This window comes from Alicyclobacillus hesperidum, assembly GCF_900107035.1.
GTDB classification, from domain to species: Bacteria; Bacillota; Bacilli; order Alicyclobacillales; family Alicyclobacillaceae; genus Alicyclobacillus; species Alicyclobacillus hesperidum.
In genome coordinates this window covers 1-12,865 of the sequence record NZ_FNOJ01000022.1, presented here as the reverse complement: position 1 = coordinate 12,865, position 12,865 = coordinate 1, and the positions used below count along the sequence as shown (strand labels likewise).

6 protein-coding genes are annotated in these 12,865 nt (G+C 56.3%); 3 read left to right on the top strand and 3 right to left on the bottom strand.

Features of this window, described 5'->3' with window-relative positions; all coding sequences use genetic code 11:
• Positions 1 to 86: 86 nt before the first annotated feature.
• Entirely contained in the window at positions 87 to 1,199 is a 1,113-nt protein-coding gene (locus tag BLU70_RS12690) for a Gfo/Idh/MocA family protein (RefSeq protein WP_006446609.1), read from the top strand.
• Positions 1,200 to 1,257: 58 nt separating this feature from the next.
• Here BLU70_RS12690 and BLU70_RS14435 read toward each other — a convergent pair whose 3' ends face one another.
• The gene (locus BLU70_RS14435; protein ID WP_074693692.1) at positions 1,258 to 1,440 is read right to left on the bottom strand and encodes a hypothetical protein; all 183 of its coding nucleotides are present in this window, start codon (positions 1,438 to 1,440) and stop codon (positions 1,258 to 1,260) included.
• Between the two features lie 92 nt (positions 1,441 to 1,532).
• Here BLU70_RS14435 and BLU70_RS12680 point away from each other — a divergent pair, with 92 nt between their 5' ends.
• Complete coding sequence (locus BLU70_RS12680) at positions 1,533 to 2,879, top strand: sedoheptulokinase (protein ID WP_074693691.1); 1,347 nt, start codon at positions 1,533 to 1,535, stop codon at positions 2,877 to 2,879.
• A gap of 15 nt (positions 2,880 to 2,894) precedes the next feature.
• Here the strand turns inward: BLU70_RS12680 and BLU70_RS12675 are convergent, their stop codons facing one another.
• Both BLU70_RS12675 and BLU70_RS12670 read right to left on the bottom strand, forming a co-directional pair.
• Positions 2,895 to 3,827, bottom strand: coding sequence for a glycoside hydrolase family 113 (locus BLU70_RS12675; RefSeq protein ID WP_074693690.1), 933 nt, complete (start codon positions 3,825 to 3,827; stop codon positions 2,895 to 2,897).
• A 77-nt stretch (positions 3,828 to 3,904) separates the two neighbouring features.
• A complete protein-coding gene (locus BLU70_RS12670; RefSeq protein WP_074693689.1) occupies positions 3,905 to 4,357 on the bottom strand; it encodes a VOC family protein in 453 nt (150 codons plus the stop codon).
• Between the two features lie 253 nt (positions 4,358 to 4,610).
• Here BLU70_RS12670 and BLU70_RS12665 point away from each other — a divergent pair, with 253 nt between their 5' ends.
• Positions 4,611 to 12,686: a glycoside hydrolase family 94 protein gene (locus BLU70_RS12665; RefSeq protein WP_074693688.1), complete on the top strand. Its 8,076-nt coding sequence runs from the start codon at positions 4,611 to 4,613 to the stop codon at positions 12,684 to 12,686.
• The last annotated feature ends 179 nt before the right edge of the window (positions 12,687 to 12,865 follow it).

Sequence of the window (12,865 nt, the reverse complement as noted above, 5' to 3'; positions counted from 1 at the left end):
GGCGAGCGACTGGCGCCATCCAATCGGCGTAAACATATGAAAGCGATTGCTTAAAGCGGTATAATGAGGATGAGGACGGTGACAATATGGCACAAGTTAAAGTTGGTGTGATTGGTTGTGGCGTGATCAGCGAAATCTATTTAAAAAATTGTCAGACGTTTGGGATGGACGTCGTCGCCTGCGCCGATATTGATTTGGAGCGCGCGCGGAGCAGAGCGGCTCAGTTTGGGGTGCCGAAGGCGTGCTCGGTCGACGAGTTGTTGAGTGATCCCGAGGTCGAGATTGTCATCAATTTGACGATCCCAAACGCCCATGCGGACATTGCTCGTCGGGCCCTGCTTGCAGGCAAGCATGTGCATTCGGAAAAGCCGCTGGCCTTGAATACGGAGGAAGGCAAGGCCTTGGTTCAACTTGCAATCAGCCGTGGTCTGCGCATCGGTGCGGCTCCGGACACGTTTTTGGGAAGTCACCTTCAGACGGCACGCAAAGTACTTGACGATGGCTGGATTGGACGCCCCATAGCCGCGACGGCGTTTATGATGAGCCATGGGCCTGAGCGTTGGCATCCCAATCCTGACTTCTTTTATCAGCCTGGGGGCGGCCCGATGTTTGATATGGGACCGTACTATTTGACAGCGCTCGTACACCTGTTGGGGCCCGTGCGGCAGTTGACCGGGATTGCGCAAACGACGTTTGCGGAGCGCGTGATCACTGGCCCAAATCGATTTGGCGAACGCATTCCCGTGTCAACGCCAACGCATGTGACGGGATTGTTGCAGTTTGAACAAGGTGCGGTCGGGACCATTGTCACCTCGTTTGACGTGTGGCACTCGGAATTGCCGAGAATTGAGATTTACGGGACAGAAGGCACGCTCTCGGTGCCTGATCCGAACTACTTTGGCGGCGCTTTGCGCGTGCGTCGTCAAGGTGCTGAAGAGTGGACAGAGGTTGCGCCTTTGTTCGGATTTTCGGAGAACCGTCGTGGCTTAGCGGTCGCCGACATGGCAGATGCGGTCAAAACAGGGCGCCCGCATCGGGCAAACGGCGAACTTGCCTTGCATGTGCTTGAAATTATGGAGGGCATCCACGTGTCATCGACGAGCGGACGCCATTACGAGATGACTACGCGTTGCGAACGTCCTATGCCATGGCCCGTCGGATTTGACGAGGATGGTGTACGTCTGTCATTCTTTCATTGATAATTTTCATTGCGTGCACGTCCGAAAAGGGGAAGCATCCCCTTTTCGGAACGACGCGTTAAGACTCGCTCGGATCATATTCGTCGTATTCCAGTTTGACGACGCGGGTTGCTTCGCCGCGTGCAACTTCGGCTTGGGTTGCATCGCGATTCAAGCCTTCCACACCGTCAAGTCCCGGTGCCAGTTTGGTTTCATCCCCTGACTTTCTATCCACTTGTGGTTTACGAGTTTCGCTTGCCATCTACCCACCTCCTGTTTGGGCGTGGTACGCTCATCAACGTTAACGTTCTGCAAACTTCGGCCATGTTATCCCTTGGAAAGGATGCGCGTTGGATGAAAACCATTGGGCTTGACCTAGGCACGACGTCGATTGGCGCTTGTGTCTGGGATTCGGATCTCGACAGGGTTATAGCGCTCGAAACACAAGTACATGGAGCTGCTCTCTCTGCCCGCGAGCCATTTGCCAAGTTGCAAGACGGAAGGGGGATTGCCAAGCTGGCAGAGGCCATCGTCGATCGACTCGTGGCGCGCTATGATGACGTCGAAGCCATCGGTATAACGGGGCAAATGCACGGTATCGTCTATGTCGACGAACAAGGTGAGATGGTCAGCCCGTTGTACACGTGGCAAGACGGACGCGCTGGCGCACGTTATCGAGACGGCATGACCTATAGTGCAGCACTTTCAGCGGAGTTGGGACAAACTGTACCAACGGGCTATGGGCTGGCTACACATTTTTATCATGTCGTGCAGGGGCAAGTGCCGCGTACGGCCGCCAAACTATGCACGCTTGCAGATGCCGTCGCTTTGCTGCTGACGAGGACGGCGAGTCCGATTCTCGATCCATCGATGGCGGCGAGTCTCGGTGGTTTTGACGTGTCGGCGTTGTCTTTTCGCGACGCAGCATTGGAGCGCGCAGGGATCGATTGCTCGATATTGCCCAGATGTTCCAACGCGGGGCGGCCCCTGGGTCATTTTCGCGGGATTCCTGTCTACCCGGCGATTGGCGATAACCAAGCGAGCTATGTCGGCGCGGTGGGTAATCGTGACGACTGCGTGTTAATCAATGTTGGAACGGGTGCGCAGCTATCTGTTCGAGTGGATGTCGGGGAAACCGTTCCAGGCTGGGAATGGCGTCCATTTCCTGGCGGGGGTGGATTGCTGGTCGGTGCCACTTTGGCCGGAGGTCAGGCATATGCGCTTTTGGCGTCGTTTTTTCGCCAAGTCATTGACATGTTTGGCTTTCAGTCGCCTTCATCGCTTTATGCCGCCATGGACAGGGCTTTGACGATTGCGGAACAAGTGGGAAAAACGGAGAGCACACTTCGTTTCCGGCCAACTTTTTATGGCACGCGAGACGATGAGACAGACAAAGCGCGGATGGAGAACATGACCGCGAATAACTTCACGCCTGTCGACTTTATGATCGCGACGCTGGATGGCGTCGTCGAGGAACTCTACGATTACTGGGCTACGCTTCCACCGAACATACGAAGCAGGGTATCGCGGATTGTGGGGGCGGGCAACGGATTGCGCAATAACCCACACCTGGCTCGGAGAGTTGAACGTCGGTTTGATATGCGCTTATCGTGGTCGCAAGAACGTGAGGAGGCCGCCGTTGGCGCGGCTCGCCATGCTTCAGCAGCGGCGAGCCGTCGACATGCGAACGGGTCAGGGTGAACCCTGCTTGGAATTTTATCGAGATGCGTAAAACGACCGGATGATGTCTTCGGCAGGTTTCCCATACATGCAGTAATCCCGATTGTGGGCAGCTTCCTCGCGTGGGTAGAGGCGACTTGGCCAATCCCACAACATGAATCCATAGAACCAAGACTCGTTTTCCATGGCGTCAAACATCGTCTGATAGAACTGGGCCTGTTCTTCGAGATCGACTGCGCCTGGGTGTGTCCAATCGTAAGGCTTTTGTGCTGAGCCTTTGCGGCTTGGACAGCCAACTTCCATGAAGAACACGGGTTTGCCCACGCTTTGGGCGAATGCGCGCAGGACAGGAACTCGCTCTTTCCACTCGGTTTCCGGATAATAGGCGCTCGTGGAGACGAGATCGACCGCGTCCCACCAGGTAACCTTCTCCTCTTGATGGTGGTTACAATTGTATGTGATGGGGCCGTGATAAACTTCCCGCACGCGCTCGATAAGGGACCGCCATTCGTTGGCTCTGCGATCCGCCGCCACCATTTCGCAACCAATGCAGAACATCTCGCATGCTGTCGTCTCCGCGATGTGCGCATAGTGCAGGATAAACTCGCTATAACTGGCGAACCAAGCGCTCCACGACGGCTCGTTACCTTGCGCATCATCTGGAAAATCAATATGAGCGCGCCAGGTGCCATCCGCGCAGTTAACGACTGGCTTCAGACAAACTTTAAGTCCCATTGCGTGTGCTCGGTCAATGGCGGCGGTCACTTCTTTGTCGCTGACCATCGGCGGCTCGTTAAAGCGAATGGTGGTCGCATGCGGATCAGATTGTAGACCTTGAAATGCGATGGCCGTCCAATTGATCCCGAGTTTCGCCATCTCGCGCATCGAGTGTTCCGCTTCGGGTGTGTCCCAAGTATCAGCGTGACCGACCCATCCCCACGTCATTCCCTTGATATATGCAAAAGACATTGGCGCACCGCCCTTTCTACGAGGTTGATGGACGTCGTTATACGACGCAAAGCCGACATGGTTCAGACTGTTGGTGCTCAGTCGTTCTCTAGCAGTTCCAGGATCACTTTCAAGTCGCGCTCTGCGTCGATGTAAGCATAGCGGCCACCTGTGTATTCGCCGCGTTGAAGTACAGGCATGCCGCGGTCTTCCAAGCGTTTGACAACCTGCTTCACGCCGTTTACCAAAAAGGCAATATGGTGGGGACCTTCGCCGTTGCGGTCAAGGCACTCGCGCCAAGTACTAGGGTTGTGGTCTGGCTCAATGAGTTCCAACTGCAGCCCACCAAGGTTGAAGAATGCGAGTTTTGCGCGTGCCTCGGTCGGTTGGCCTAAGTACTCTGTCTTCGCCATATCAACCGTGTCCGTCCAGTTCCAGGTCGGCACCTCCACGCCAAGCATCTCGGCATAAGCCTTGCTGGTCGCTTCAATGTCGTGAACGAGAATTCCAATTTGGGCAATGACTTTCGTCCCCAAGATCCCTTGATTCACTAGTCACCCTCCTATCGTTTGCCTGAGACGTCAGAGAATCGAGGCGCCTTTAATCGTAAGCGCTTTCTATGGAGTCCATGTCACCTATTCCTATTTTAACACGATCACGCGTTAGCTTGGGGTTTGCCGGATGGATTTATAAACAAGGCTGTAAAAGGGAATGTTTACATATGCTGTCCGTGTTCTCACCTGAACATGGGTCGGTGTCGCGGTTTGCGATCCGCAAATCCTTTCCGCAACTCCAGGAGGACTTATGATTCTTACAGATACAGAGTTGCAAGTGCGTGCACACGAGTTTGCCTTGACCGATGAAATCGACCGATCGCGCAACAAGGGCGCACAGCTATGGCCAGACGTACGTCGTCAAGTCGCCCAACTGCGGTCATTCGCATCCTTGCTTGAGCAGAAGCGCTCAGCTTGTGCGCAACCCGCTGAAGATTGGCTGCTCGATCACGTCGCTTTCATTGAGATGCAGGCACAGGTAGCGGAGCGCGAATGGCCCCGTAAGACGCTATGTCGATTGCCGCATTTACATGGGGCCGGGCGGCTGCGCGTATTGGCTCTGTGCGACGATTACTTAGATAGTGTCGATGGCCGTTACGACGAACACACATTTGTCGTCTACATTCAGGCCTTTCAGGAAGTAGCAGTACTGACAGCCGTTGAATGCGCAACCTTGCCCAACGCCTTGCGTGTCGCAATCATTGAAAGACTAGCAGCCAGCATGGCGGAAGTCAGGCGACGACATGAAGTGTGTCATGACATTGAGCGCTTGTTGGACGACGTGGGGAAAACCGGGCCTGACGAGCAAAAAGTTCGGCGTCTCCTGGAGCGCCGCACGGGGGGCAGGCCACTCTCCCCTGTCGAGCTTGTTCATTTTGTGCATCATTTGAGCGAGTGGGAACCAGATATTCAGGTCGTGCGCGAATGGCTGACCTTACATATCGAAAACAACTCAGAGAGCCTGGAACGCATTGTTTCGTTGGAACATCAGCTACAAGCTGAATTGCAGGTTCGCTGCGGAAATTTAGTGCAAAGTTTACACCGCCTCGAACGCCTTGCATGGCGATCCATTTTCTCGCGCATTTGTCGCGTTGATCAGATTTTTATGTGCGATCCGACCGGAGATTATCCTCGCCTAGATGCCAACAGCCAGGACGTGTTGCGCGAGCGCGTCGTGCGCCTAGCGGAACGACTTCGCATTCCGGAAGCGCTGATCGCTGAAACATCCGTGCGCCTTGCGGAAGGTGCAATTAGCCAAGGCCAGGCGGATCGAGAAGCGTTTTTTGGGCATTATCTTGTGGATGCTCACGGCCTCGCAACGCTTCGCCGCGCATTGGCACAGCACATCAAGCCGCGGCGATTGCCGGAATTAGCAGCGAGGCAAAGGCCACTCTTGTCTTATCTCGCAGGCGCTGGCGTTTTGTTCATTGCACTGCTTGCCGTTGTATCCAATTGGTTGACAGGCGGCTTCTCACTGCCTATTGCGTCCATTTGTGCAGTGATTGCGGCACTCTTGTTGCCGGTCAGCGAGTGGGTTGTCGTATTGGTGCACGAGGTGATTGTGCGCTGTGTTCGACCCGTGCCGTTATTGCGATATGACTTTTCCGAAGGCCTGCCCGAAGAAGCTCGGACCATGGTCGTAATGCCCGTCATTTGGTCGAGTGTCGAGGACGTGGATGATGCGGTGAACCAGCTACTCGTGCACCACTTGGCCAACCGCGGGGATTATATCCATTTTGCGATCCTCGCCGATTATCCGGACGCTTCGTCGCGGACGTGCGAAACGGATCGCGAGCTATTGGAACGTGCCATAGAACGAATTGCGGCGTTGCAGAAGGAATACGGGCAGCATCGTTTTTATTTGTTCCATCGCGATCGCACATGGAATCCTGTCGACCGAGTGTATATGGGTTGGGAGCGCAAGCGCGGCAAGCTTGTGGAGTTTGTCGAGTTGTTGCGAGGCAAACGGGACACAAATTTCACGACCGTCTTGGGCGATACATCCATACTCGGAGCTGTGCGCTACGTGTTTACGGTGGATCTCGACACCAAGTTACCCATTGGGGTCGTCAACCGCATGGTAGGTACCATCCATTTGCCCTACAACCGCCCTCGACTCAATCGCGATGGCACCCGCGTCGAAGCGGGTTACGGCGTATTGCAACCGGCTGTGAGCGTGAGCCATGCGTCGACACAAAGATCACGTTTTGCAGCCCTCTGGTCCGGTGAAACTGGCATCGATCCGTACGCTTTTGCGGTGGCAAATCCATATCAGGATTGGTTCGGTCAAGCACTGTTCGTCGGCAAGGGCGTGTTTGCCGTCGACGCGTTTTACCACGCGCTTGTCGATCGCATTCCGGACAATCGCGTACTGAGTCACGACATTCTAGAAGGTGGCTTTTTGCGCGCCGGACTCGTGGCCGACATCGAAGTTGTCGAGGATCAGCCAGCGACCGTGTATGCACACCAACGGCGTGCGCATCGCTGGATTCGTGGAGATTGGCAACTGTTATATTGGTTGCGTCGCATCTGCCGGGATCGCGGTGGCCAGCGTCGCAAAGTCGATTTGTGTGGGCTGACTCGCTGGCAAATTGTCGATCACGCGCGCCGTAGCTTACTGCCGCCGGCCTTGTTTGCCGTATTGTGGCTCGCGGTTGGAGGCGTGTTACCCGGCCCGGCGTGGGCATGGGGTAGCGTCGTATTGGTATCGCTGTTTGCACCATTTCTTCGCGGACTGGAGGCAACCGTGACAAGTGCTCCGCCCAATTGGCGGCCAGCGGCGTTTACCTGCGGGCAAAACTTCGTACAGTTTGCGCTGTTGCCGTGGACGACCGCGGTAAACATCGACGCCGTGGCGCGCGCACTCTATCGCATGTGTATCAGTCGTCGCAAACTGCTCGAGTGGGTTCCTTCTGCCCACATGGAGCGTGGGCGATGGCGCAGCCACACGCTGTTGTATGCGCCGGTCGGGTATGGGTTGACGGTACTTTGTTGCATAACCGCACTTTGGCAACCCACCCTGGGCCGATTGACATTGGCCGTGGTTTTGCTTTGTGCGTGGCTTCCCGGGCATCTACTCGCCGCCTGGCTTAGCCGCAAGCCGCAAATGGACAACCGTTCAGAGCGCATCGCACAGCATGCCGACGAATTGCGTGAGTTGGCCAAAGAAATCTGGTCGTTTTATGAGCGTTACGTGACGGCAGACGACAACTGGCTACCTCCAGACAACGTTCAATTTGAGCCAGTCGAGCGCATTGCGCATCGCACGTCGCCCACCAACATCGGGCTGTACCTGATGTGTGTCGTCGCTGCACGCGATCTGCAGATCATCGACACCGGGACCATGGTCGGTCGGCTGGAATCCGCATTACGTTCGATTGCATCATTGGAGACGTGGCACGGTCACCTGTACAACTGGTACGACACGCAAAGCAAGGCTCCCTTGCCGCCCCGCTACGTGTCGACCGTCGATTCTGGCAACTTCGTGGCAAGCTTGATTGTCGTCTATCAGGCGCTCGCCGAATGGGCGGAGTCGGAAACCGTTTTTCACGAACGATTGCACGCTTTGCGCAAAGCGGTCTGGCGGATCGTCGAAGACACCGATTTTCGCCCGCTCTACAGTCCGGCGGAACGGCTGTTTGCACTTGGCTTTCACGTCGATCGCAACGAAAGAGAGTCCATCCTGTACGATCTTCTGGCATCCGAGGCTCGGCAGGCGAGCTTTGTCGCGATCGCGCTAGGACAGATACCGGTCTCGCACTGGTTCACACTCAGTCGCACGATGACGATGGCCAATGGGTGGCGTACGTTGTTGTCGTGGTCCGGAACCATGTTTGAGTACCTCATGCCGAGTCTCATTATGCGGCACGATCGCAACACGATTTGGGCATATACCTATCAAGGGGTCATTCGCCGCCAGCAGTCGTACGCAGATGCGCGCAGAGTACCTCTTGGCATATCGGAAAGCGGGTATTATGCGTTCGACTATCAATTGAACTACCAATACCGGGCCTTTGGTGTGCCGGGTTTGGGACTGGACAGGGGATTGGAGCGGCAGTTGGTGGTGGCGCCATATGCTGCGCTGCTCGCGTTGCCGTTAGCGCCTGAGGCAAGCCTGCAATCCTTGCGGCAGTTTGCCAAGCTTGGTGCAAAAGGCGCGTATGGGTACTATGAGGCGGTCGATTTTACACCAGAGCGCATGCCCCCTGGGCGGACATTCGAAGTGATTCAAAGCTTTATGGCGCATCACCAAGGCATGGGTATGCTCGCGATCACAAACGCATTGCTAGATGATGTGATGATCCGGCGGTTCCACGCAGTACCCGAAGTACAAGCAACCGATTATATTCTGCAGGAGAGGATACCGCGCAAGGTGGCGTTGTTGGAACGGCCAGCCAATTCCGTGTACCTGCCGAATTTCGATCAGCCGCTGCAGGATGGTGAACGCCGCCTTACGGAAGCAGATGGCTGGGAAGTCAACGCCTTGGCAAATGGATCGCTGGCGGTCGTAACGACGGCGCGCGGAGAGAGCAGCCTGCGTTGGCGGGGGATCGCCGTGACGCGCTGGCGAGAAGATCGACATCTTCAATTGAGCGGACCGGTCATGTATATCCACGATGTCGACAGCGAGCTCGCCTGGAGTGCGACCGCCTATCCGGCTGTCCTGGGCGGTCCCATCGACGTGTGTTTCCGCCCGGATAAGTCGCAATTTCAGCGCTGTGTCGCGGACATTGAAAGCAAGCTGGAGGTCGTAATCGTACCTGAACAGGATGTCGAATTGCGCCGCCTCGAATTAAAAAACACGAGTGAGCGGCCGCGCACGTTGGAAGTGACGTCGTTCGTCGAATTGTGCCTTACCGATCCAGCCGCGGATTTGGCTCATCCAGCCTTCGCGAAACTATTTGTCGAGACCGGACACGATGAGCAAACAGGCTTTTTGTTTGCCAAGCGACGCCGTCGTTCGGACCAAGATGACGAGGTGTGGGCTGTTCATACCTTGTATGCGGTGGAACGCGAGAGTGAGCCATATGAGTTCGAGACGGATCGGGCAGCGTTCATCGGTCGCGGCAATGGGCTCGACACACCGCAAGGGCTCGCCGGGCGGCTCGCTGGGACAACTGGCTCGGTGGCGGATCCCGCATTCGTCATCCGCCGTCGCCTGCATCTTGGACCGGGGGAAAGCGCCGTGCTCTACGCACTGACGAGTGTCGCCAACGCGCGCGAACATGCGTTTGCTGCGGCCTCGGCGTTGCGGGAGGCGCGCCAGGCCGAGCGTGCATTCCAACTCGCCTGGGTGCGTGCGCAAATCGACTTGCGCCACGCGCATCTTTCAGTCAAGCAGAGCATTGACGCACAGCGAATTGCGGCACACTTGCTGCGGCCAAGCGCATTACCTTCTGCGCGCAAGCGCGCCATCGAGGCGAATCAGTTGGGTCAGTCAGCCCTCTGGGCACACGGTTTAGGCGGTGACGTACCCATTCTGGCGGTCAGCTTTACATCGCCAGCCGATTTGTCGTTTGTCGTCCTCGTTGCTCGCATGCACCAGTATTTGTGCAGACAAGGTATAGCGGTCGATCTCGCCGTGATCGACGAGACGAAAGGTGGCTATCATGATGCGTTGGTCGATCAAATTCGCGATGCACTCGCTCGCCGGGGCATCGCGCCACTTACGCGGGTAGCATTTTTGAAGTCGGAGCAGTTGTCGAGCGCAGAGCGTACGCTATTGGCTGCCGTGGTCAGGGTTTGGTTGCGCGCAGGCGGACCGAGCGTGGCGGCCCAGTTGCGCGAACTTCTGCCGGATGGAAAAACGGAACGCTTGGACGGAAAACCGCTGTCTTTGCGCGAACGGCGCAAGGAGTTGTCACGCCATATCGACGGCGAATTTGCGAACGGGTATGGTGCGTTTGTCGACGGCGGCACGGCCTACCAAATCTGCGTACAGCCAGGGGCGCATTTGCTGCGTCCGTGGACAAACGTGATTGCCAATCCCCAATTTGGATGCTTGATCACGGAATTGGGGACAGGCTACACCTGGTGGCGCAATAGCCGCGAGTGTAAGTTGACTCCATGGAATAACGATCCTGTTCTGGATCTACCAGGAGAGTGCCTGTACATTCGCGATCTCGACACAGGGCAACTGCTGTCCGCAACGCCAAAGCCAGCCGGCGGCGAGCTTACGTATACGGTCACGCACCGCTTTGGTGGTACGAGATTTGCCGCTACAGCCGATAGTCTTGAATGGACATTTGATATTGGCGTTCCAACAAGTGATCCAGTCAAATTGATGCGCCTTGTGGTGCGTAACACAAGCAATCAAACGAGGCGACTGGCTATCAGCTACTATGCAGAATGGGTGCTGGGCGTAACACGCGAGGGGCAGAGTTCGTTCGTGGTCAGTGACTGGGACGAGGAAAGTGCGACACTTGTCGCCCGCAACACGTACCAAGAGGCATTTCGCAGCGCGATCGCGTTCCTGCATATGGCAGGTGACCACTTAGGCGAACCGGAGTGGACGGCCGATCGCGACAGGTTCTTTGGGGACGCCGGTTCGTTTGCACGTCCCTCTGGCCTCGTTGAACGACATTTCGCGGTGAAGGGTGGCGCCGTTCCCAATGCCTGCGGCGTTGTAAAGCGCGAGATCGAAATACAACCTGGAAGCGAAGCGACGATTATCGTTCTTTTAGGCTGCGCGGAATCAGTGGACGAGGTGCGCAACTTGGTGCGGACATATCGCGATCCGCTGGCTTGTGCAGAGGCCTTTGCGGAAACAGCCGCGCTTTGGCAGGAGACGTTGGGTAAAGTGCAAGTGGCGACGCCCGATAGGTCGTTTGACATTCTGATGAATGGGTGGCTCTTGTATCAAGCTCTGGCGTGCCGTTTATGGGCGCGTACGGCGTTTTACCAAGCGGGAGGCGCATTCGGTTTTCGCGACCAATTGCAAGACGCCTTATCCCTCCTCCATGCGGATCCGTCGTATCTGCGGGCTCAAATCGTTCGCAATGCTAGCCATCAGTATGAGGAGGGTGATGTGCAACATTGGTGGCACGAAGAAACAGGTAAAGGAATTCGCACGAAGTTTTCCGACGATTTGCTGTGGCTACCGTATGCGGTCTCGCGTTATGTGGAGCACACGGGGGACAATTCCATCCTCGCCGTGCGCGTTCCGTTTCTCACGAGTCGACCGCTCGCCGAAGATGAGTTGGAACGTTATGAGGACACGGTGGTCGGTGATACGTCAGGTACAATTGCCGAACACTGTCTGCGTGCCGTCCTGCGGGCACTCCGCTTTGGTGAACATGGGCTGCCGCTCATCGGCATCGGCGACTGGAATGATGGGCTCAGTCGCGTCGGTGCCGAGGGACGTGGTGAAAGTGTATGGCTTGCGTGGTTTTTGATCAACGTGATCGACCGCATGCTGGATTTGCACGACCCGGTGTTTAGCGTGGATATTCGCTTGCGCCTGCGGAACGTGCGCGATCAATTGGCTCACAATGTCAACGAACACGCGTGGGATGGCGTGTGGTATCGCCGAGCTTTCACCGACGCCGGCAGGTGGCTTGGGTCCATCGTGGACAGGGAATGCAGAATTGATGCCATCGCCCAATCTTGGTCTGTCATCTCAGGTGCGGCGCCGCCGGAGCGTCAACAGCGGGCGATGCGGTCGTTCGACCGCGAATTGGTCGATAGGAGCTTGCAGGTTGCGCGACTTTTGACTCCGGCGTTTGATGCGACAGATCCGAGTCCAGGTTATATCCAGGGATACCCGCCTGGCATTCGCGAGAATGGCGGCCAATATACCCATGGCGTAATCTGGAGCATTGTCGCCTGGGCGAGGTTGGGTAGAAGCGATAAGGCGTACGAGTTGTTTACGATGCTGAATCCGATCCACCACACGAAGACCAGGCGTGAGGTCGAAACATACGGCAACGAGCCATATGTGATGACGGCCGATATCTATACCGCAAGCCCGCATCCGGGTCGCGCGGGATGGTCGTGGTACACGGGGGCGGCCGGATGGATGTATCAAGCTGGCCTGGAGGCTATCTTGGGTGTTGTTCGCCGGGCGGATCGACTGTATATACGGCCTTGTGTGCCGCCTGAGTGGGATGAGTTCACAATCGAGTATCGATACCATAGTGCGACGTACCGAATCCGGGTGCGGTGTGAGGCGGGCGTTGAGGCGCATGCGGCGGCTGGTCTATGGACGTTGGATGGACAGAGTCTGGCTACGGATTACTTGGTGCTTGCCGACGATGGTCGCGAGCACGATGTGTCACTGATCATTGGGGTGGAGCCAGAACAAGTGACAGGCACTGGCTCGCTGTAATGACGAACATCGACGCGTGCGCCTTGACACAAAGGACCGACCGCTTGACACAGGCGGCGAAAGGTGTTAGTATGCTTTTCGCCACCGTGATGGCGGCCTTCATCTTGCTACACTACGCGTTGTGAGGTTCCTCAAAGACGAGTTGGTTCACCAACATCTTCTAGTGGACAATCTCCTTC